The 22923-nt window shown below is 41.8% G+C and carries 24 protein-coding genes; all 24 read left to right on the top strand.

The window, feature by feature from the left end; translation table 11 throughout:
• The first annotated feature begins 4 nt into the window (after positions 1-4).
• Positions 5-664 (top strand): flagella biosynthesis regulatory protein FliZ, encoded by a 660-nt coding sequence (gene fliZ / locus QSJ46_RS10500; RefSeq protein ID WP_047202166.1) that lies wholly within the window; start codon positions 5-7, stop codon positions 662-664.
• On the top strand, positions 657-1322 hold the full coding sequence (gene fliP, locus QSJ46_RS10495; protein ID WP_008354479.1) for a flagellar type III secretion system pore protein FliP: 666 nt from the start codon (positions 657-659) through the stop codon (positions 1320-1322). The genes fliZ and fliP overlap by 8 nt, the downstream gene beginning before the upstream one ends.
• Before the next feature lie 16 nt (positions 1323-1338).
• A complete protein-coding gene (fliQ, locus tag QSJ46_RS10490) occupies positions 1339-1608 on the top strand; it encodes a flagellar biosynthesis protein FliQ (RefSeq protein WP_003211206.1) in 270 nt (89 codons plus the stop codon).
• A gap of 6 nt (positions 1609-1614) precedes the next feature.
• Entirely contained in the window at positions 1615-2394 is a 780-nt protein-coding gene (gene fliR / locus QSJ46_RS10485; RefSeq protein ID WP_024426982.1) for a flagellar biosynthetic protein FliR, read from the top strand.
• Positions 2391-3479, top strand: a complete 1089-nt coding sequence (gene flhB, locus QSJ46_RS10480; protein WP_107163663.1) for a flagellar biosynthesis protein FlhB — start codon at positions 2391-2393, stop codon at positions 3477-3479. The genes fliR and flhB overlap by 4 nt, the downstream gene beginning before the upstream one ends.
• A 29-nt stretch (positions 3480-3508) precedes the next feature.
• On the top strand, positions 3509-5542 hold the full coding sequence (gene flhA / locus QSJ46_RS10475) for a flagellar biosynthesis protein FlhA (protein ID WP_039178556.1): 2034 nt from the start codon (positions 3509-3511) through the stop codon (positions 5540-5542).
• Complete coding sequence (gene flhF, locus QSJ46_RS10470) at positions 5542-6660, top strand: flagellar biosynthesis GTPase FlhF (RefSeq protein ID WP_285604701.1); 1119 nt, start codon at positions 5542-5544, stop codon at positions 6658-6660. Before flhA ends, flhF begins: the two co-directional genes overlap by 1 nt.
• Positions 6654-7559, top strand: coding sequence for a MinD/ParA family protein (locus QSJ46_RS10465; protein ID WP_212039931.1), 906 nt, complete (start codon positions 6654-6656; stop codon positions 7557-7559). Before flhF ends, QSJ46_RS10465 begins: the two co-directional genes overlap by 7 nt.
• Positions 7556-8629 (top strand): protein-glutamate methylesterase/protein-glutamine glutaminase, encoded by a 1074-nt coding sequence (locus QSJ46_RS10460; RefSeq protein ID WP_107163666.1) that lies wholly within the window; start codon positions 7556-7558, stop codon positions 8627-8629. The genes QSJ46_RS10465 and QSJ46_RS10460 overlap by 4 nt, the downstream gene beginning before the upstream one ends.
• Positions 8630-8634: 5 nt before the next feature.
• Positions 8635-10662, top strand: a complete 2028-nt coding sequence (locus QSJ46_RS10455; RefSeq protein WP_039178565.1) for a chemotaxis protein CheA — start codon at positions 8635-8637, stop codon at positions 10660-10662.
• Between the two features lie 24 nt (positions 10663-10686).
• On the top strand, positions 10687-11148 hold the full coding sequence (locus QSJ46_RS10450; RefSeq protein WP_024424157.1) for a chemotaxis protein CheW: 462 nt from the start codon (positions 10687-10689) through the stop codon (positions 11146-11148).
• Between the two features lie 12 nt (positions 11149-11160).
• Complete coding sequence (locus tag QSJ46_RS10445; RefSeq protein WP_024424156.1) at positions 11161-11787, top strand: chemotaxis protein CheC; 627 nt, start codon at positions 11161-11163, stop codon at positions 11785-11787.
• Positions 11787-12287, top strand: coding sequence for a chemotaxis protein CheD (locus tag QSJ46_RS10440; protein WP_039178568.1), 501 nt, complete (start codon positions 11787-11789; stop codon positions 12285-12287). The genes QSJ46_RS10445 and QSJ46_RS10440 overlap by 1 nt, the downstream gene beginning before the upstream one ends.
• Positions 12288-12311: 24 nt before the next feature.
• Positions 12312-13079 (top strand): FliA/WhiG family RNA polymerase sigma factor, encoded by a 768-nt coding sequence (locus QSJ46_RS10435; protein WP_024424154.1) that lies wholly within the window; start codon positions 12312-12314, stop codon positions 13077-13079.
• Positions 13080-13100: 21 nt separating this feature from the next.
• On the top strand, positions 13101-13640 hold the full coding sequence (locus tag QSJ46_RS10430) for a Swarming motility protein SwrB (RefSeq protein ID WP_285604700.1): 540 nt from the start codon (positions 13101-13103) through the stop codon (positions 13638-13640).
• 155 nt (positions 13641-13795) lie between these two features.
• On the top strand, positions 13796-14530 hold the full coding sequence (gene rpsB, locus QSJ46_RS10425) for a 30S ribosomal protein S2 (RefSeq protein WP_007499561.1): 735 nt from the start codon (positions 13796-13798) through the stop codon (positions 14528-14530).
• Positions 14531-14621: 91 nt separating this feature from the next.
• Positions 14622-15503, top strand: a complete 882-nt coding sequence (tsf, locus tag QSJ46_RS10420; RefSeq protein WP_034281801.1) for a translation elongation factor Ts — start codon at positions 14622-14624, stop codon at positions 15501-15503.
• 135 nt (positions 15504-15638) lie between these two features.
• A complete protein-coding gene (gene pyrH, locus QSJ46_RS10415) occupies positions 15639-16361 on the top strand; it encodes a UMP kinase (RefSeq protein WP_008344767.1) in 723 nt (240 codons plus the stop codon).
• Position 16362: 1 nt separating this feature from the next.
• Positions 16363-16920 carry a ribosome recycling factor gene (gene frr / locus QSJ46_RS10410; protein ID WP_269773506.1) on the top strand — a complete coding sequence of 186 codons (558 nt, stop codon included), beginning with the start codon at positions 16363-16365 and terminating at the stop codon, positions 16918-16920.
• 129 nt (positions 16921-17049) lie between these two features.
• Positions 17050-17832: an undecaprenyl pyrophosphate synthase gene (locus QSJ46_RS10405; protein ID WP_039178577.1), complete on the top strand. Its 783-nt coding sequence runs from the start codon at positions 17050-17052 to the stop codon at positions 17830-17832.
• A gap of 12 nt (positions 17833-17844) precedes the next feature.
• Entirely contained in the window at positions 17845-18639 is a 795-nt protein-coding gene (locus tag QSJ46_RS10400; protein ID WP_024424148.1) for a phosphatidate cytidylyltransferase, read from the top strand.
• Between the two features lie 39 nt (positions 18640-18678).
• Positions 18679-19830 carry a 1-deoxy-D-xylulose-5-phosphate reductoisomerase gene (gene dxr, locus QSJ46_RS10395; protein WP_047202172.1) on the top strand — a complete coding sequence of 384 codons (1152 nt, stop codon included), beginning with the start codon at positions 18679-18681 and terminating at the stop codon, positions 19828-19830.
• Positions 19831-19836: 6 nt separating this feature from the next.
• Complete coding sequence (gene rseP, locus QSJ46_RS10390) at positions 19837-21102, top strand: RIP metalloprotease RseP (protein WP_087975441.1); 1266 nt, start codon at positions 19837-19839, stop codon at positions 21100-21102.
• 80 nt (positions 21103-21182) lie between these two features.
• Positions 21183-22880, top strand: coding sequence for a proline--tRNA ligase (locus QSJ46_RS10385; protein WP_107163670.1), 1698 nt, complete (start codon positions 21183-21185; stop codon positions 22878-22880).
• Positions 22881-22923 lie beyond the last annotated feature (43 nt).

The following is a 22923-nucleotide window of genomic DNA, read 5'->3' as shown; positions in this document are numbered from 1 at the left end:
TTTGTTGAAAAAACGTTTGATATGTATAGCAATGATCAGTTTTATGCTTTTCTTGACGATGCAGCCTGCCTCACTGTTTGCTGAAACGAAAGATCCTGAGAATGGCACAGTGAATGACTGGATCAAAGATGAGAAAGAAAGCAAAAAGGATACAGAGAAGAAAACCACTGACAATCAAACGAATCCGGCAGAAGAAGTTCCCTCTTCTTCTGTCTCCATTATGGATTTTGTCAAAATGATTGGTGCCTTACTATTTGTCATCCTGCTTATTTATGGATTGGTGAGATTTGTTGGTAAGCAAAACCGCTTACTCAAACCATTTCGCTATGTTGAAAATATTGGGGGAACGACAGTCGGACAAAACCGTTCAGTCCAGCTGATCAAGGTGGGCAAACGAGTATTAGTTGTCGGCGTAGCAGATTCAATCCAGCTGCTAAAAGAAATTGATGATGAACAAGAATGTGAAGCAATCGTAAAACAATATGAAGAAGCGATGGAGAGTAAGACCGATTTACCAAAAATGGTTAAAAAATTCACCTCGCAGGTAAAGAAACATGATCTGCCGACCACTTCTTCTTTTTCAGCCAATTTAAAGGCGCAGCTAGCCGAATTGAAAAAGACCCAATCAGAAGTCAGAAAGAAAGGCCCGAAACAAAATGAATGAGTTTATCGATTTATTTAATTCCAGCGGTGCAGGAAATATCAGCACATCTGTCCGTCTTCTATTACTTTTAACTGTATTTTCGGTTGCACCGGGCATTCTCATTTTAATGACGTGTTTTACACGGATTGTGATTGTTCTTTCATTTGTCAGAACATCACTTGCAACCAACTCAATGCCGCCAAACCAAGTGCTTGTTGGACTTGCTTTGTTTCTCACATTTTTTATCATGGCACCCACGTTCTCACAGATTAATAAAGAGGCGCTCACGCCGCTTTTAAATGATGACATCACGTTAAATCAGGCGTATGAAAAAGCCGAAGTGCCGATTAAAGAGTTTATGAGTAAACATACAAGACAGAAAGATTTGGCTTTATTTCTTAGCTACGCAAAAATGGATACACCTGAATCGATTAAAGATATTCCATTAACGGCGATGGTTCCCGCTTTTGCCATTTCAGAATTAAAGACGGCATTTCAAATTGGTTTTATGATCTTTATTCCATTTTTAATTATTGACATGGTGGTCGCAAGTGTTCTGATGTCAATGGGGATGATGATGCTTCCGCCGGTTATGATATCACTCCCTTTCAAAATATTGTTATTTGTTTTAGTCGATGGATGGTATTTGATAGTTAAATCTTTGCTGCAAAGCTTTTAGAGTAGGTGCTTAAAACATGAGTTCAGAATTTGTCATTACGATGGCTGAAAGATCAGTGTATGTAGTATTGCTTGTGAGTGGGCCGCTTCTAGCGCTCGCGCTCATTGTGGGACTGATTGTCAGTGTGTTTCAGGCGACAACCCAAATTCAAGAACAAACGCTTGCGTTTATTCCTAAGATTGTTGCAGTACTCATTGGGCTTGTTGTGTTTGGTCCATGGATGCTTTCAACAATCGTGTCCTTTACGACAGAGCTGTTCTCGAATTTAGATCGATTTGCAGGTTAACCAGCGATGTCAATCATAGAATTATTTCCTGCTTTTCTATTAGTTTTTATTCGGATCACCGCTTTTTTTGTGACAGTACCGCTTTTAGCGCATCGAACGATCCCAGCTGTACACAGAGTTGGATTCTCACTGTTTTTAGCTGTCATTAGTTTTAGCACCATAAAGGAACCGCCAGCACTCGACATAGACGGTCTTTATATGATGCTTGCGGTGAAAGAAGCAATGGTCGGTCTGCTGCTTGGGCTGATTGCATACATCATGGTGTCCGCTGTTCAAATTGCCGGCTCATTCATTGATTTTCAAATGGGTTTTGCGATTGCCAATATTATCGATCCGCAAACAGGGGCGCAGACGCCGCTGATGGGACAGTTTTTTTATACGGTCACATTGCTGTTGATGCTGGCAACAAACGCACATCACCTGCTGCTTGATGGAATCTATTACAGCTTTCAATACATTGCAGTTGATCAATACGCGCTGAATTTCGGCAGTGAATCCTTTGCTTACTTTATCGCAAAGAGCTTCAACCAAATGTTTATCATTGCCTTTCAAATCTCGGCACCTGTAGTGGCAAGTCTGTTTTTAGTCGATTTGGCACTGGGGATTGTGGCACGTACAGTTCCACAAATGAACGTATTTGTGGTTGGACTTCCTATTAAAATGGGTGTGAGTTTTATTATGATCATCATCTGTATGGGCGTCATCTTCGGTGTTGTCCAAAATACATTTGAAACGATTGTACTCACCATGAGGAATTTCTTAGCATTGGTCGGTGGTTCGTCATGATGACAAGGCTTAGACTAGACTTGCAATTTTTTGCAGGTGAAAAAACAGAAAAAGCAACGCCGAAAAAAAGACGGGATTCACGTAAAAAAGGACAGGTTGCCAAAAGCACCGACGTCAATACAGCCATCTCATTTCTATTAATCTTTTTATCATTCTTTTTTATTGGGCCTTTTATGAAAGAGCGGATTATCGCGCTCATTGAACGTTTTTATTCAACAACCATGCTAATGAAGGTTAGCACATCTAATATTCATCAATTATTCTTGGAATTGCTTCAGGAAACAGGGCTCCTCCTCATGCCAATCCTTGGTGTTGGCATGCTGGCGGGCGTTATCAGTAACTATTTACAAGTCGGCTTTCTCTTTTCGACAGAAGTAATTCAACCGAAATTAGAAAAGCTTGACCCAATCAAAGGATTTAAACGAATATACAGTATTCGAGCCCTCGTAGAGCTATTAAAATCTATTTTGAAAATTGGCTTTGTTGGCTTTGCGACATTTATTGCTCTTTGGATGCACTTTGATGAAATTCTGCGGCTTCCTTTATTAACAGCAGAGGAAACCCTTCATTTCGTCGCAAATATGACCTTGATTATGGGGCTGTATGCTGCGGGTGCTCTTCTGATCTTGGCAGGGCTTGATTATATGTATCAGAAATTTGATTATGAAAAAAACTTGCGGATGTCTAAACAAGACATCAAAGATGAGTATAAAAAATCAGAGGGTGACCCGCTCATCAAATCGAAGATTAAACAGCGTCAGCGGGAAATGGCCATGAGACGGATGATGCAGGAAGTCCCAAAAGCGGACGTCATCATTACTAACCCAACCCACTATGCCATTGCTTTAAAGTATGACGAAGAAAAAATGGACGCGCCCTATGTTGTAGCAAAGGGAACGGATATTTTGGCTTTGAAAATTAGAACGATTGCGAAAGAACATGATGTCATGACTGTAGAGAACAGGCCGCTTGCCCGCGCGCTTTATGATCAGGTTGACATCGACCAAGCAGTGCCAGAAGAATACTTTAAGGCCATCGCAGAAATTTTAGCTTATGTCTATAAAACGAAACAAAAGATTTTATGAATTTTTGGTTTTAAAAGGAGAGAACAGGCATGTCAGCAAGAGATTTATCTGTTTTATTCAGTGTTATTTTAATTGTGGCGATGCTGGTCATACCGTTTCCGCCCGTTTTATTAAGTATTTTAATCATTATTAATATTTCTCTTGCGCTTATCGTGCTTCTCACCACAATGAACATGCAAGAACCACTGCAATTTTCAATTTTTCCATCATTGCTTTTGCTCTTAACGCTGTTTCGTTTAGGGCTTAACATCTCTACAACACGTTCTATTCTTTCAACAGGAGATGCTGGGAAAGTTGTCGAAACGTTCGGTTCATTTGTTGTTGGAGGAAATATCCTCGTTGGTCTTGTTGTTTTCCTTATCCTGATCATCATTCAGTTTATTGTTATCACAAAAGGGGCAGAGCGTGTATCAGAGGTTGCGGCAAGATTTACACTCGATGCGATGCCAGGTAAACAAATGAGTATTGACGCAGATTTAAATGCAGGAATGCTGACAGAAAGTGAAGCAAGAAATCGCCGTGAAAAAGTAGCGAGAGAAGCAGACTTTTATGGAGCGATGGATGGTGCCAGTAAGTTCGTAAAAGGGGACGCCATCGCAGGTATTATCATCGTCATCATCAATATTATATTTGGAATCATTATCGGGATGCTTCAGCAAGGCATGTCGATTCAAGAATCAGCCTCACACTTTACCTTATTAACGGTAGGAGACGGAATCGTTTCGCAAATTCCGGCACTCCTCATTTCAACGGCCACAGGGATTGTTGTGACTAGAGCAGCTTCTAATGGAAACCTTGGGTCAGACATTACAGGTCAGCTCTTCGCATTCCCGGCCATGCTTTATGTGACAGCGGGCACCATCTTCCTTCTTGGGCTGTTTACGCCAATCGGCATACTTTTGACAGGACCGATCGCAGGTTTACTTGCACTTGGCGCATACATGATGTCGAAAAACAAACAAGACCAAGAAGAAATTGAAGAGGTACTGGAGGAACAGGCAGAGGTAGAAGAGATGAAAAGTCCAGAAAGCGTTATTCATCTTCTGCAAATGGATGCCATTGAATTTGAATTTGGCTACGGCCTCATCCCACTCGCTGATGCAAACCAGGGTGGTGACCTGTTAGACCGAATTGTGATGATCCGAAGGCAGCTTGCCCTCGAACTGGGTCTTGTCATTCCAGTCGTCCGGATCCGGGACAATATTGCACTGAACCCAAATGAATACCGATTGAAAATTAAAGGGAACGAAGTAGCAAAAGGGGAGCTGCTGCTTGATCACTACTTAGCGATGTCCCCAACGCCTGATGATGATCCAATTGAAGGTATTGAAACAATCGAACCATCCTTTGGACTGCCGGCTAAATGGATATCCGAAGCAGAAAAAGATCAGGCTGAGATGCTAGGCTATACGGTTGTGGATCCAGCCTCTGTCGTGTCTACTCACATCACAGAGAAGATTAGACAAAACACACACGAACTGCTCGGACGCCAAGAAACGAAGCAATTAATCGATCATCTGAAAGAAAGTTATCCTGTCTTAGTGGATGAGGTAACGCCAAATCCGCTGGCAGTCGGTGATATTCAAAAAGTACTGGCGAAGCTGCTGAAAGAAAAGGTCTCTATCCGAAACCTTGTCACCATTTTTGAGACGCTTGCAGACTACGGAAAATTAACAACTGATACAGATTTATTAACAGAGTATGTCAGACAGGCGCTGGCAAGACAGATTACCGCACAGTATGCAAGAGAAGATGAATCACTCAAAGTCGTGACATGCTCAGGCCGAGTAGAAAAAGTGATTGCAGACAGCGTTCAGCAGACAGAGCATGGCAACTACTTATCGTTAGATCCAGAATCCTCTGAAAGTGTGATTCAATCAGTGGCGAGAGAAATTGAACAGCTTTCGCTTCGTCAGGAAACGCCGGTTCTATTATGCTCACCTCCTATAAGAATGTACGTGAAGCAGTTGTTAGAAAGATATTTCCCAGATTTACCGGTACTATCTTATAACGAACTAGAAGCGAATGTGGAAGTACAGAGCATCGGAGTGGTGGATATCTAATGAAAATGAAAAAAATCACAGCAAATTCTATGCAGGAGGCAACGATTCAAATCAGGCAGCAGCTTGGAAAAGATGCCGTTATTTTAAATTCCAAAACCGTTGTTAAACGCAAACTGTTCGGTTTGAAGAAACAGCAAATGGTCGAAGTGATTGCAGTGCTGGATCAAGATTTCGAGGAAAGAGCTGGTAAAGGGTTAAGCCCTGTGCCGCCTCTTCCAGTGTTACCAAAAAAGGAACAAGTTCAAAAGCAGCCCGAAGAGCCATCCTTTGCTCCCAAAGCGGCGAAACCAGCAACTTCTCATACTCAGCCTTTAGAATATGTGAGGAATGAACGGCATGCTGGTATTCTACCCGAACCTCTCATAGCAATCGATCAAAAGCTAAAGGATCAAGGTCTTGATGATGCCATTCGAGACGAATGCCTGAAAGGTCTTTTAACAAAGGGCGCGGTTAAAGAAGATCACATAGAAAAAGAACTTGAACAACTGCTGACAGATATGCTGCCAGCTAAAACCTCTGATGAGCCGATGATCTCTTCAAAATACATTGTACTGTTCGGTTCAACTGGAGCTGGTAAAACGACAACGATTGCAAAGCTGGCTGCTAAAACGGCCATTCAGCAGCAAAAAAAGATCGCTTTTATTACAACCGATACGTACCGGATTGCAGCGATCGAACAGCTGAAAACATATGCTGAACTGCTGAATGCACCTCTTGAGGTTTGTTATTCGAGAGAGGATTTTGTAAAAGCTCAAGAGACCTTTAAAGAGTATGATCATATTTTCATCGATACAGCAGGCCGTAACTTTAAAGAAGAAGCGTATATCAAAGAGCTGACCAACATTATTCCATTTGATGAGAGCATTCAAAGTTTTCTCGTGATGAGTGCTACATCGAAGTATCAAGACATGAAAGCCATGGTCAAGCGCTTTGAACACGTTCCAATCGATCAATTCATTTTTACAAAAGTAGATGAAACGGACACGATGGGAACCATTTTTCAAATCATTGCTGACTCTCAAATCAAACTTGGTTTTTTAACAAATGGCCAAAATGTGCCTGAAGATATTCTTGAAGGTTCTCCTCGTGAACTTACAAGGATGGTTTTACAATCATGAAGCCCGACCAAGCAGAAGGGCTAAGAAAACTAGTTCAGCAGAGTCAAATGATCACACCGGCTCCTCTTAACGTCAGCGGACATGCAAAAACCATTGCCGTTATGAGCGGCAAAGGCGGGGTAGGTAAATCGAATTTGACACTGAATATGGCACTGTCTATCGCAAGCACAGGCAAAAGAGTGTTAGTGATCGATCTTGATTTTGGGATGGGGAATATTGATATTTTACTAGGGAAAACATCGGCTAGCTCTATATTAGATGTTCTCGTTAGAAAAAAATCCTTCCAAGCAGCTATGACAAAAGGAACGGATAACCTATATTACATTTCTGGTGGAAGTGGACTTGAACAGCTGTTTTCTTTAGATAAAGATCAATGGTCGTTCTTTTTGGAAGAGATGGAAAAAATGATGCAGGGCTTCGATTGTATTTTCTTTGATATGGGTGCCGGCCTGTCAAAAGATCAGCTGCCATTTGTCTTATCAGCAGGGGAAGTAGTCGTTGTGACTACGCCAGAGCCGACATCCATCATGGATGCCTACAGCGCGATTAAACACTTAGCCATTCATCAGTTTGAACGGTCTGTGCAAATCATTGTCAACCGGTGCAAAACTCCGTCAGAAGGGTCTGAAACCTACCGGAAATTAGCAGGAGTGGTCACATCTTTTCTTCACAGAAAACTTGTATTTGCTGGCGCTGTGCCCGATGATCCTGCGGTTCCTAAAGCAGTATCAGAACAAATTCCATTTTATATGAAGCAGCCTCATTCAAGGCTGAGTAAAACCATTAAGATGCTGGCAGAAACACTATATCATCAGCAGATAAGAGAGGCACGGAGAGAACAGCATACGTTTATAGATAAGTTGTCCTCTTTTTTTAAAAGGAGGAAGGTGGACTCATGATTAGAGTGCTAGTAGTAGATGACTCGGCCTTTATGAGAAAACTCATTAGTGATTTTCTAAGTGCTGAGCAAGAAATTGAAGTCGTCGGAACGGCGCGAAATGGGGAAGATGCCTTAAAACGGATCAAGGAACTGAATCCAGATGTTGTCACATTAGATGTGGAAATGCCTGTTTTAAATGGAACAGAAGCATTAAAACAAATTCTGGCTGAACACGACCTTGCCGTAATTATGGTGTCAAGCCAGACAAAGCAAGGAAAAGATTTAACCATCCATTGCTTAGAACTCGGTGCTTTCGACTTTGTGACAAAACCTTCGGGAAGTATTTCGCTCGATTTGCACAAAGTGAGGGGGCAAATTGTTGAGCGGGTACTTGCGGCAGGACTGTCAAGGAAACGCACTGAAGAGAAGATGTCTCCTAAACCGGTGATAAAGCCGCCAAGTCCAGTGGCTGCACCCCGTCTGCAAACAGTAAAAGGCGCCTCACTCCGAAAGATTATTTCTATTGGAACATCTACAGGAGGGCCAAGGGCACTTCAACGAGTCGTAACGAAGCTGCCTAAGGACATAGAGGCACCTATATTGATTGTGCAGCATATGCCGGCAGGATTTACGGCATCACTTGCTGCTAGGTTAGACCATTTATCACAAATTACGATTAAAGAAGCACAAGATGGAGACATCGCGAAAAATGGAGTGGCTTACATAGCTCCTGGTGGAATGAATATGTCACTTCATGACCAAGGGGGATCACTTGTTATCAGGCTGTCCCCTGAAGACACGGAAAGCCGGCACAAACCGTCTGTTAACTATTTATTTGAATCCATCAGCAGCATAAAGGGTTACGAGAAAATCGCTGTCATTATGACAGGAATGGGCAGTGACGGTACGGAAGGTGTCAAAAAAATGGTCGCAAGCGGTCATACGAAAGTCATTGCAGAAAAAGAAGAATCATGTGTTGTTTTCGGAATGCCTAAATCAGTCATTAAAGCAGGCCTTGCACATGAGACAAGGCATGTGGATGACATCGCACATGCAATTATAAGCTCCATGAAAAAAGAGAGGGCGTGAACACGTTGGATGTAAACCAATACTTAGATATCTTTTTAGATGAAAGCAGAGAACACTTACAAACTTGTAATGAAAAACTTCTTGATTTAGAAAAGAACCCAACCGACTTGCAGCTAGTGAATGATATATTCAGAGCAGCTCATACATTGAAAGGCATGAGTGCAACGATGGGCTTTGATGATATGGCTCACTTAACGCATCATTTAGAAAACATGTTTGATGCTATCCGTAATGAACAAATGATTGTCACTCCTGAGTCAATGGATACGATGTTCGAAGCACTCGATCATCTTGAAGCAATGGTTCAATCGATTGCAGAAGGAGGAGACGGGAAACGTGATGTCACAGAGATTAGTAAAAAGCTAGATGTGACAGGAAGCCATGCTGAGGCAGCTTCTAGCGTTGAAACAGCAGATGCATCAGCAGCTGCTAATGACTTAGATTATAACGAATTTGAACGGACGGTTCTTGATGAAGCGAGAGAGCAAGGCTTCAAATGCTATGAACTCAACGTGACATTAAGCGAAGCGTGCTTACTAAAAGCCGTTCGTGTCTATATGATTTTTGAAAGACTAAATGAAGCAGGCGAGGTTGTCAAAACCGTTCCGAATGCAGAGCTGTTAGAATCAGAAGATTTCGAATCAGAATTCAGCATTTCTTATCTTTCTAAACTGCCGATGGACGAAGTGCAGAAAATCGTCACGGCGATCTCAGAGGTTGAGAAGGTTGAGATCTCTGAAGTCTCCGCATTTGATGAAGCAGCTCCGGCTGAAAAACAAGAGGCGCAGCCTGAACAGAAAAAAGAAGAAGTCTCCGTTCCTGCTGCGAAAGCGCCAGCAAATGATGCACCAAAAGCAAATGGCAATAACGGTGCAGCTGCCGGCGGAACAAAAACAATTCGTGTCAACATCGACCGTCTAGATTCTCTAATGAATCTATTTGAAGAACTTGTGATTGATAGAGGCCGATTAGAACAGATTGCTAAAGAATTAGAAAATAACGAACTGACAGACACAGTCGAAAGAATGACACGTATTTCTGGAGACCTGCAATCAATCATCCTGAACATGAGAATGGTACCTGTGGAAACTGTCTTTAATAGATTCCCGCGTATGATTCGTCAATTGACGAAAGAGCTTAATAAGAAAATTGAACTTATTATTGAGGGTGCTGAGACAGAGCTTGATCGAACAGTGATCGACGAGATTGGAGATCCGCTCTTGCACTTACTTAGAAACAGTCTAGATCACGGGATTGAATCACCAGAAGAACGTGTGAAAAAAGGCAAGCCGGAAAAAGGTACGGTTCTATTAAAAGCGTATCATAGCGGAAACCATGTCTTCATTGAAGTAGAGGATGATGGAGGCGGGATTAACCGTAAAAAGGTGCTTGAAAAAGCATTAGAGCGCGGGGTTATTACAGAAAGAGAAGCAGAAACGCTTGAAGATCATCAAATTGATTCATTGATCTTTGCAGCTGGATTCTCTACAGCTGACACGATTTCTGACATCTCAGGCCGCGGTGTAGGTCTTGACGTTGTGAAAAACAAACTAGAATCACTTGGCGGATCTGTGAGTATTAACTCAACAGAAGGTCAGGGCTCACTATTCTCGATCCAGCTTCCGCTGACACTATCGATTATTTCCGTTCTTCTTGTAAAACTGGAAGAGGAAACATTTGCGATTCCGATTTCTTCTATTATTGAAACGGCTGTCATTAAGAAAAGTGACATCTTGCAAACGCATGATCGGGAAGTGATTGATTTCCGCGGATTTATCGTACCGGTCGTGTACTTGAAGAAACAATTCCACGTACCAAATGCGAATGAATTAGAGGAAGAACTGCACATCATTGTTGTTCGTAAAGGAGACAAGCTGACAGCATTTGTGGTCGATTCATTTATTGGTCAGCAAGAGGTTGTATTGAAATCACTAGGAGATTATCTGCCAAACGTATTTGCGATATCCGGCGCAACGATCTTAGGTGACGGTCAAGTTGCACTCATCGTTGACTGTAATGCACTGATCAAGTAAAAAACAATAGAGGAGCGGTCTGAAATGAGTACAGATATCAAAACTGGCGAAAAGATGATTGTGTTTATCGTAAACAAAAAAGAATACGCCATTTCAGTATCAGAAGTAAAGTCCATTGAAAAATGGCAGCAGCCGACAAGAGTTCCTGGCGTTGCCCCTTATATATGCGGTGTTATTAATTTACGCGGTGTCGTGACACCTGTCATTGACCTGAGAGTCAGACTTGGTTCTACTGACAACGAGATTACAGATGAAACAAGAATGATCATTGTACAAGTAGGTGACATTGAAGTCGGCTGGATTGTTGATGAAGCAAATGATGTCATAACCGTCCATCAGGAAGAAGTAGAATCTTCTCCTGAATCAGCTGAAAAAGAAGGACAGTCATGGGTGACAGGTATTATTAAGCATGATCAGCGTCTTTTCAATATCATTCATGCCGGTGCTGTCCTCGACAAGAGCGTTCAAGGTGCACCTGTTCATTAAGGGGGATGTGAAATGAGCATTTTCAACGAAATTAAAGATGAACAGCTAGATATTTTAGGAGAGGTTGGGAATATCGGGGCAGGCCACGCAGCGTCTGCTCTTGCCAACCTATTGGATCGCAAAATTGATATGGCTGTTCCTTTTGTCAAGGTTCTCTCGTTTGAAGATTTAATGGATTTCTTTGGCGGTGCAGACCTTCCCGTTGCAAGCATTTTCCTGCGAATGGAAGGGGATTTAACCGGGTCAATCTTTTTCATTATGCCGTTTGAGCAAGCGGAGCAATTTGTAAGAGAGCTTGTCCAGGATCCGGCATTTGATATTGATACGATTCATGAACATGAGATGGGGACGTCAGCACTTCATGAACTGGGAAATATTTTAGCGGGCTCTTATTTATCAGCCCTTGCCGATTTAACAAAATTGCAGCTTTACCCAAGTGTTCCAGATGTCACGCTCGATATGTTCGGAGCTGTCATTAGTGAAGGGTTAATGCAATTCAGTCCTCTTGGTGATCAGGCGATTGTGATTGATACATCTATTTTTGATGATCAAAATAAACAAGAGCTGAAAGGAAATATGTTTCTATTACCAGACTTTGAATCGTTTGAAAAACTATTCAAAGCATTAGGTAACCTATAATGAACGTGCAAATTCCGGCAGTTGTAAAGGTTGGTATTGCGGATGTTCAGCTTGTCAAAACACCGGACCGCATTCGGACATCCGGTCTTGGTTCTTGCGTAGGGCTTGTCTTGTTTGATCAAGAGAAAAAGCTGGCAGGCCTTGTCCATGTTATGCTGCCAGACTCCTCTCTTTCAAAAGGGACGGTGGAGAACTTGGCTAAATATGCAGATACAGGTGTCAAGCATACAATTGATCTGCTCCTAAAAGCAGGCGCACGCAAACATGCGCTAAAGGCAAAACTTGCTGGCGGGGCGGAAATGTTTAAGTTTAAGTCAACCAATGATCTTATGAGAATTGGACCTAGAAACGTTTCAGCTGTGAAAGAACATCTGTCTCTTCATCATATCCCGATTATTAGTGAGGATACAGGCGGAAACAGTGGCCGTACGATTGAATTCGATCCGCTTACGGCAGAGCTTGAGATCCGTACTGTGAAGCAAGGCATTATGAAGATATAACTAAGGAAGTATAGGGGGATAAAGATGCAATCCTTAAATTACGAAGATCAGGCGCTATGGGCTAGATGGAAAGAGTGGAAAGACCCTGCTGCTGGAGATGATCTTATGCGCCGCTATATGCCGCTCGTCACATATCATGTTGGAAGAATTTCCATCGGTCTCCCGAAGTCAGTGCATAAAGAAGACTTGATCAGTCTAGGGATGCTCGGTTTATATGATGCCCTTGAAAAATTTGATCCCGGAAGAGATCTGAAGTTTGATACATATGCATCCTTCAGAATCCGCGGGGCCATCATCGACGGTCTTCGTAAAGAGGACTGGCTGCCTCGTACATCAAGAGAAAAAACAAAAAAAGTAGAAGCGGCTATTGAAAAGCTTGAACAGCGTTATTTGCGTAATGTGACGCCGACAGAGGTGGCTGAGGAACTCGGCATGAGTGAACAAGATGTTGTCACAACGATGAATGAAGGATTCTTTGCAAATCTGCTCTCAATCGATGAGAAGCTGCATGATCAAGAAGACGGAGAAAACGTCCAAGTCATGATTCGCGACGAGAAGTCTGTGACTCCAGAAGAGAAAATGCTGAAAGATGAATTAATTGAACAGCTTTCTGAAAAAATCACTGAGCTTTCTGAAAAAGAAAAGCTTGTGATCAGTCTTTTCTATAAAGAAGAACTGACATTAACGGAAATCGGTCAGGTGCTCAATTTATCTACCTCGCGCATTTCGCAAATTCATTCAAAGGCCTTGTTCAAGCTTAAGCATCTGCTTGATAAAGCCATTCAATCTTAAAGAGTTAGTGAGTGAAAAAATATGTTATGGCTGATTAGCTTCATGCTTCATGCTGCACTTATTTATTTTGTGATTATTTTATATACGAGAATGAATTCGCTGAAGGCAACAGAACAAAAACAGCGAGAACTTCTAGAAGAAACGGAAAATACCCTGGCTGCATTTTTGATGGAAGTCAAAGAAGAGAATGACAAACTAACAAAAGTGGCAGCCGCTTCCCCTGATTTTTCTGCTGAAGAGCTGAAATCGGATCTTCAGACACCAAAGCAGCCACAACCACCAATTGAATCCCAGCAATCGGTCGAAAGTGAAGAACCCGTACCAGAGCACCTGTCGGCTCTTCTTAGCGAAGTTGAGGTGCAGGAAGAGAAGGTAAACGAACCCGTTCCACAACTTGAAACAGAGGCTTCTCTGCCTTCTAAAAGTGAAATAGAAGAAACATTCGAAGATCAAGTGAAGACCTTATATGATGAAGGGCGATCACTAGAAGAAATAGCGAAAGAAATGAAAACTGGCAAGACAGAAATCGAGCTTTTATTAAAATTTAGCGGAAAGCTGTAAAGGATTCTTGATTGTCAGTCCATCATGTGTTATATTATTTCTTGGTGTTAAATACACACGCTTAATGATTCGTATGAAGGTGCTGCCGTGGCGCAGTTTTATGTGAACATGACTTAAGCGGAGGAAAAAAAACCATTATATTAGGAGGCAACAAAATGTCAGTTATTTCTATGAAACAATTGCTAGAAGCTGGTGTTCACTTCGGTCACCAAACTCGCCGTTGGAACCCAAAAATGAAGCGTTACATCTTTACAGAGCGTAACGGTATCTACATCATCGACCTTCAAAAAACGGTGAAAAAAGTAGAGGAAGCTTACAACTTCACGAAAAACCTTGCTGCTGACGGAGGAAAAATCCTTTTCGTTGGTACGAAAAAGCAAGCACAAGATTCAGTGAAAGAAGAAGCAATCCGTTCTGGTATGTTCTATGTGAACCAACGCTGGCTTGGTGGAACTTTAACAAACTTTGAAACAATCCAAAAACGTATCAAACGTTTAAAAGATATTGAAAAAATGCAAGAAAACGGTACTTTCGAAGTTCTTCCTAAGAAAGAAGTCGTTCAACTGAAAAAAGAATTAGAACGTCTTGAAAAATTCCTAGGCGGAATCAAAGACATGAAGGGTCTTCCGGATGCACTTTTCATTATCGACCCTCGTAAAGAGCGTATTGCAGTTGCAGAAGCTCGTAAATTGAATATCCCAATCATCGGTATCGTTGACACAAACTGTGATCCAGACGAAATTGATGTTGTGATCCCTGCAAACGATGATGCAATCCGTGCTGTAAAACTTCTAACTGCTAAAATGGCAGATGCGATTCTTGAGTCTAAACAAGGCGAAGAAGAAGCTGTTGTAGAAGAAACGACAGAAACTGAAACAACAACTGCGTAACCTATTCAAAAGGTGATAAGAGGGAAATGCCTTTTATCACCTTTTTTTCACCTAGTAATCCGTGTTTTAACATAGAAGGAGGAAATGTAAAATGGCAATTACTGCTCAATTAGTTAAAGAACTGCGTCAAAAAACTGGTGCAGGTATGATGGACTGTAAAAAAGCGTTAACAGAAACTGATGGTGACATCGAGAAAGCAATCGACCTTCTAAGAGAAAAAGGAATCGCAAAAGCTGCGAAAAAAGCAGACCGTATTGCGGCAGAAGGATTAACTCTTATCAAAACTGACGGCAACACAGGCGTCATCCTAGAAGTGAACTCTGAGACTGATTTCGTTGCGAAAAACGAAGGATTCCAAGCACTTCTTAACGAACTTGCTGATCATTTGCTAGCTGCTAAACCTGCAACAATTGAAGAAGCTCATGCTTCTAAAATGGAAAACGGTTCAACAGTTGAAGAGCATATCACATCTGCAATTGCGAAAATCGGAGAGAAAATCACTCTACGTCGTTTCTCTGTCATCACAAAAGAAGATAATGCTGCATTCGGTTCTTACCTGCACATGGGCGGACGTATCGGTGTGTTAGCTGTTCTTAACGGAACAACTGACGAAGAGCTTGCAAGAGACATCGCAATGCACGTTGCAGCTGTAAACCCTAAATACATTTCTCGTGATCAAGTGTCAGAAGAAGAAGCAAACCGTGAGCGTGAAGTATTAACTCAGCAAGCGCTTCAAGAAGGAAAGCCTGAAAACATCGTAGCTAAAATGGTAGAAGGCCGTCTAAACAAATTCTTCGAAGAAATTTGCTTACTTGACCAAGCGTTCGTTAAAAACCCAGATGAAAAAGTGAAACAAGTTGTAGCTGCGAAAAACGCAACTGTTCAAACTTATGTTCGCTATGAAGTGGGCGAAGGTATCGAAAAACGTCAAGACAACTTTGCTGAAGAAGTTATGAGCCAAGTGAAAAAATAATGTTTGAAAAGCTCTCTGGGGCTTTTTTAGGGGAGCACAAGCACTGTGTTCCCTATTTTTTAGAGGATATTGATTTACAAAAGGCAGTTTCTTACGCATAATAAGAGACGGTATAGTTTACACTTGGAGGTTATCATGAGCAAACCGAAATATAATCGCATTGTACTGAAGCTAAGTGGCGAAGCACTAGCGGGTGATGCTGGAAATGGAATTAACCCAACTGTCATTCAATCCATTGCTAAGCAAGTAAAAGAAATTGCAGAGCTTGATGTTGAAGTTGCGGTCGTTGTAGGCGGAGGAAACCTTTGGCGCGGAAAGACAGGCAGTGATCTAGGAATGGACCGTGCAACAGCAGACTATATGGGGATGCTAGCAACAGTGATGAACTCACTGGCGTTACAGGACAGCCTAGAAACGCTTGGCATTCAGTCTAGAGTGCAAACCTCTATCGAAATGAGACAGGTTGCAGAACCATACATAAGAAGAAAAGCGATCCGTCATCTTGAGAAGAAACGTGTCGTCATTTTTGCTGCTGGAACAGGTAACCCTTATTTCTCTACAGATACTACGGCAGCACTTCGAGCAGCAGAAATTGAAGCAGATGTCATTTTAATGGCGAAAAATAATGTAGATGGTGTCTACAGTGCTGATCCTCGTACAGATGCGGATGCAGTAAAATATGATAAGCTTTCATATCTTGATGTACTTAAAGAAGGGCTTGCTGTAATGGATTCTACTGCGTCCTCATTATGTATGGACAATGACATTCCATTAATTGTCTTCTCCATTATGGAAGAAGGAAATATTAAACGTGCCGTAAATGGCGAATCAATCGGAACGATCGTGAGGGGGAAATAACGTGTCAAAAGAAGTGTTGAACCAAACGAAAGAAAAAATGGATAAAGCTGTACAAGCATACGGACGTGAGCTTGCAACTGTTCGTGCAGGCCGCGCAAATGCTTCACTGCTTGATAAAGTGACAGTTGATTATTACGGTGCACAAACACCTCTTAACCAAATTGCGTCAATCACAGTGCCAGAAGCACGTATGCTGATTATCACACCTTACGATAAAACAGCAATCGGTGATATCGAAAAAGCGATCCAAAAGTCTGATCTTGGCATCACGCCAACAAGTGACGGAAATGTGATCCGCATTGCGATTCCTGCGCTGACAGAAGAAAGACGTAAAGAGCTTGTGAAAGTAGTAAAAAAATACTCAGAAGAAGCAAAAGTAGCTGTTCGTAACGTTCGTCGTGATGCAAACGATGATTTGAAAAAGCTTGAGAAAAATGGGGAGATCACTGAAGATGAATTAAGATCATCAACAGAGGATGTCCAAAAATTGACAGATGAATATGTCGCTAAAATTGATGACGTGACGAAAGATAAAGAAAAAGAAATCATGGAAGTTTAAGAAAAAACTATGTACAATAGATAATAGTGAAAAGACCCTCTTCATGTTTACAGGGGGTTTTTTTGTTAATACTGTTGATGACTATATTATTAGCGGGAACGCAACCTTTTTGGGTGATGGAGGAATCTCATGCTCAATATACTCAAAAATTGGAAGAATCAGCAAACAGCAGCTTCCAACTTAGAAAGCCTGACAAAAGAAGACATATTAAATGGAGAAATTCCTGAACATATCGCCATTATCATGGATGGGAACGGAAGATGGGCGAAAAAACGTGCTCTTCCACGGGTAGCAGGTCATCATGAAGGAATGAAAGTCGTCAAGCGCATGACAAAGCTTGCAAATGAGCTGAATGTCAAAGTGCTGACTTTGTATGCTTTCTCTACGGAAAATTGGAAACGTCCAAAACTAGAAGTAGACTTTTTAATGAAACTTCCTGAAGAATTTTTAAACATCTACCTACCTGAACTCATCGAGGAAAATGTCCGTGTGCGTTTAACAGGTGATCCAGACGGCCTCCCGCAGCATACGAAAAAAGCGGTAGAGAATGCAGTAAAGAGTACGGCAAATAACGACGGACTCGTTTTGAATTTTGCGCTCAACTACGGGGGGCGCACAGAAATCGTCTCCGCATGCAGACAAATTTCTGAAATGGTCAAAGAAGGTAAGCTTCAAGCAGAAGACATCACAGAAGAGATGTTTTCAGCTTATTTAATGACAGAATCTCTTCAAGATCCGGATTTGCTCATTCGCACGAGTGGAGAAATTAGATTAAGCAACTTTATGCTTTGGCAAATTGCTTACAGCGAGTTTGTCTTTACGGATGTGCTTTGGCCTGACTTTTCTGATGAGCACCTTATAGGCGCTATTGGAGAGTACCAGCGCCGCGGCCGGAGGTTCGGTGGAATTTAGAGGGTGGTGCAGATGAAACAAAGAATTTTGACGGGTGTTTTGGCAGCTGCAGTCTTTTTACTTGCTGTTATATATGGACAGATGCCATTTACCCTGCTGATTTATTTAATGGGAAGTGTCGCTCTCTTTGAGCTTTTAAGAATGAAAAAAATCTCGATTTTCAGCTTTCCTGGTATTGTCAGCTTAATATTGCTTTGGCTTTTAATGGGCGGAGACAACAGTTTCTTCCCAAACGTGGACGCATCAAAAATGCAGATTGCTTTATTCGCAGTCTTAATACTTTTAACTTATACAGTTTTGAGCAAAAACTCTTTCACATTCGATGAGGTTGCTTTTGTTGTATTAGCCACATTATATATTGGCGTTAGTTTCTATTATTTTATCCAAATTAGAGGCTTATATGGCATGAGTGCGATTTTCTTCGCAGCAGTGATTATTTGGTCTACTGACTCAGGAGCCTACTTTATTGGGAAATCTATGGGGAAACGAAAGCTTTGGCCAGAAATCAGCCCAAACAAAACAGTAGAAGGATTTATCGGCGGAATCGTCACAGCGGTCGTGTTGTCACTTGTGTTTCAGGCGGTTACAGGATTTTTGCCATCATATCTGCTTGTGATGTTTATTACTCTTTTACTCAGTATCTTTGGACAGCTTGGCGACCTAGTGGAATCTGCTTTAAAGCGTCATTATCACGTGAAGGATTCAGGGACAATTCTCCCTGGCCATGGCGGAATTTTGGACAGGTTTGACAGCTTTTTATTCGTTCTGCCGTTTTTATACTTACTGCTCGCAACGTTTGCCAGCTAACCTCATAGAAACTTATTGAACGAGAGAAGGAGTGGCAATTTGAAATATATTTCGCTATTAGGCGCAACAGGATCAATTGGAGAACAAACGTTAGATGTGATCAGGCAGCACCCGGACAAATTTAAGCTGAAAGCCATGACCTTTGGCAGAAATATATCAAAAGCGATTCCGATCATTGAGCGCTTTCAGCCTGAATTCGTTGGCTGTGTAGACGAAGAAACCTATCACATGCTAAAAAATCATTCATTTGCATACGGTGTGAAGCTGGCTGCTGGTGATGAAGCCAACATTGAGGCAGCGACCTATGATGCAGTGGACGTAGTGGTAAATGCACTTGTAGGAAGTGTTGGACTTGTTCCAACATTAAAGGCCATTGAACAAAAAAAGACGATTGCACTCGCAAATAAGGAAACACTTGTAACAGCTGGTCATATAGTAAAAGAGTACGCTAAAACATATGATGTACCTTTACTTCCTGTCGATAGTGAGCATTCCGCTATTTTTCAATGCCTGCAAGGTGAACAAGCTAAAAATATTGAACGCTTAATCGTGACAGCTTCAGGTGGTAGTTTCCGAGATAAAAAACGAACTGAACTTGAAGGTGTTACGGTTGAAGAAGCGCTGAACCACCCGAACTGGTCGATGGGAGCGAAAATCACCATTGATTCAGCGACGATGATGAATAAAGGGCTCGAGGTGATTGAGGCACATTGGTTGTTTGATATCCCTTATGAACAAATTGATGTGCTGCTACATAAAGAGAGCATTATCCATTCGATGGTGGAATTTCACGACAAAAGCGTCATGGCTCAGTTAGGGACACCTGACATGAGAGTGCCTATTCAATATGCACTCACATACCCTGACAGGGCGCCGTTACAAGAAGCGAAATCATTGAACCTTTGGGAGATTGGACAATTGAATTTCCAAAAAGCGGATTTTGACAGGTATCGCTGCTTACATTTTGCTTATGAATCAGGTAAAATAGGAGGGACAATGCCTGCTGTACTTAATGCAGCAAATGAAATAGCAGTCGATGCATTTCTGAAAGGCAAAGTAACGTTCCTGCAAATTGAAGAATTGATTGAAAAGGCACTAATTAGACATCATGTGATTTCAACGCCTAGTTTGCAAGATATCCATGAAGTGGACAAAGATACACGAGACTTTGTTCAATCAATCCTCACATAAGGTGGTATGTTCGTGAATACAGTGATTGCGTTTATTATTATTTTTGGAACGCTCGTTTTTTTCCACGAGCTTGGCCATTTAATTATGGCGCAGCGCGCGGGGATTTTATGCCGCGAGTTCGCAATTGGTTTTGGGCCGAAGATTTTCTCCTTTAAACGAAAAGAAACCGTTTATACCATTAGACTTCTCCCTATTGGCGGATTTGTTAAAATGGCTGGAGAAGACCCTGAAGTCATAGAGATTAAACCAGGTCATACAGTGGGGCTCTTATTCAATGAGCAAAATGAAGTAGAAAAGATCATTTTAAATGATAAAGAAAAATATCCTGATGCACTTGTCATCGAAGTTGAGCAGATTGATTTAGATCATGCCATGAGAATCTCAGGATATGAAGCTGGAAATGAAGATATTTTGACAGGCTACAATGTTAGTCAAACAAGTTTCTATATTGCAGATGGTGAAGAAATTCAAATCGCACCATACAATCGTCAATTCGGTTCAAAAACGGTATGGCAGCGAATTAAAGCCATCGCAGCTGGACCAATTATGAACTTTATCCTGGCGTATGTGATTTTGGTTGCTTTAGGCTTTATTCAAGGGGTAACCGTTGATGATCCTGTACTCGGTAAGCTCACGAAAGACGGCCGAGCAGCGGAAGCTGGACTCATGCAGGGAGATCACATCGTATCCATTAACGGCGAGAAAATGAATTCTTGGACAGACGTCGTTCAAACAGTTCAAAAGAACCCTGAGAAAAAAATGAATGTCGTCATTGATCGAGACGGCAAAGAAAGCACTGTGCAGGTTGTACCAGAAGCTGTGAAAGCTGACGGAAAAAGCATTGGCCGTTTCGGATCATATCCACCAACGGAAAATGGATTCTTGAAAGTCATTTCCTCTTCAGGAACAACTGTCATATCAACAGCAGGTCTAATCTTAACGAACTTGCAAAAAATTGTCACAGGACAATTTTCACTAGACATGCTAGCAGGGCCTGTTGGAATTTATGACATGACAGGAGAAGTAGCCAAACAAGGTGTGTTAACATTAATGCAGTTTGCGGCGTTCCTCAGTATCAACCTAGGCATCGTGAATTTGTTACCGATTCCTGCATTAGACGGAGGACGTTTACTATTCTTATTTGTTGAAGCCATTCGCGGTAAACCAATTAATCGTGAGAAAGAAGCACTTGTTGTCTTTATCGGTGTTGCTTTCCTCATGCTGTTAATGTTAGTGGTAACGTGGAATGACATTCAGCGGTTATTTTTATAAAAACCATTCTCTCTTGTTTCTCATTCCGGGAAACAAGAGTTTTTGTGAGAAGTCCTATTTCATAAATGAGGTGTAACGACATGAGACAATCCCTGACTTTCATTCCAACTCTTCGAGAGGTGCCGGCAGATGCTGAGGCAAAAAGTCATCAACTCTTAGTAAGAGCTGGATTTATTAGACAAAATACAAGTGGAATCTATCATTATCTGCCGCTTGCGCATAAAGTCATTCAGCATATTCAATCCATCGTCCGCATGGAAATGGAAAAGGCAGGCGCAGCTGAACTGTTAATGCCAGTGCTGCAGCAGGCAGAAATGTGGCAAGAGTCAGGAAGATGGTATACATACGGTCCAGAACTGATGCGTATGAAGGATCGCCATGGCCGCGAATTTGCGCTTGGTCCAACCCACGAAGAAGTGATTACATCACTAGTACGCAGCGAAGTGAAATCGTATAAGAAGCTACCTTTAACTCTATATCAAATTCAATCAAAATTCCGTGATGAACAGAGACCACGCTTTGGACTGCTGCGCGGACGTGAATTTATTATGAAGGATGCATACTCATTCCATTCTTCACCAGAAAGCCTTGACGAGACATACAACAAAATGTTTACAGCTTACTCTAATGTGTTCTCAAAAGTAGGTCTCAATTTTAGACCAGTCATTGCAGATTCTGGGGCAATGGGCGGAAAAGATACACATGAGTTCATGGCACTCTCAGAGGTCGGAGAGGATACCATCGCTTATTCTGATACTTCCTCATATGCTGCGAACATTGAAATGGCTGAGGCTGTATATCACGGAGATGAAGCAAATCCTGCGGACTTCAAAGAGCTTGAAAAAGTCCACACGCCGCAAGCGAAAACAATTCAAGATGTGGCTGGATTTTTAGAAGTTGATCCTTCTGCATGCATTAAATCTGTTTTGTTTAAAGCAGATGATGCGTATGTTCTCATCCTTACTAGAGGCGATCATGAAGTAAATGATGTGAAAGTGAAAAACTTAGTAGGAGCACAGCTTGTCGAACTAGCATCACGCGAAGAAGTGCTAGAAGTCATTGGAACTGAGCCTGGATTTGTTGGACCTGTTAAACTGGAAGCAGAAGTCGATATTTATGCGGACCTTGCTGTGAAGGGAATGACAAATGCAGTCGCTGGTGCAAACGAAGCGGATTATCACTATGTCAATGTCAACCCTGCACGTGATGTGTCAGTGAAAGAATTCACAGATCTTCGCTTGATTCAAGAAGGAGATGTTTCTCCAGACGGGGAAGGCACCATCCAGTTTGCAAAAGGGATTGAAGTAGGACAAGTCTTTAAACTTGGCACTCGTTATTCTGAGTCAATGGATGCAACGTACCTTGATGAGAATGGACGTGCACAGCCAATGATAATGGGCTGCTATGGCATCGGCATCTCTAGAACTCTTTCAGCGATTGTTGAACAGCATCACGATGAGAAAGGAATCATTTGGCCAGAAACAGTGGCACCATATGACCTTCACCTCCTTGCATTAAATATGAAAAACGATGCACAAAAAGAACTAGCTGAAACGTTGTACGAGCGCTTAGAAGATGAAGGCTTTGACGTACTTTTCGATGACCGCCAGGAGCGTGCAGGAGTGAAATTTGCAGACAGTGATTTAATTGGACTGCCAATTCGCATTAGCTGCGGTAAACGTTCAGAAGAAGGTATTGTTGAAGTGAAGTTTAGAAAATCAGGTGAATCACATGAAGTATCTGTTGATGATCTGATTTCATTTATACGCCAAGCATAAAACGAACAAAAAAATGAAGGTACCTCCTGTAGAAAAGAGGTAC

It is taken from the genome of Bacillus sp. YKCMOAS1 (genome assembly GCF_030268125.1).
Classification (GTDB): Bacteria; Bacillota; Bacilli; order Bacillales; family Bacillaceae; genus Bacillus; species Bacillus safensis.
This window is presented reverse-complemented; position numbering and strand designations above follow the sequence as displayed.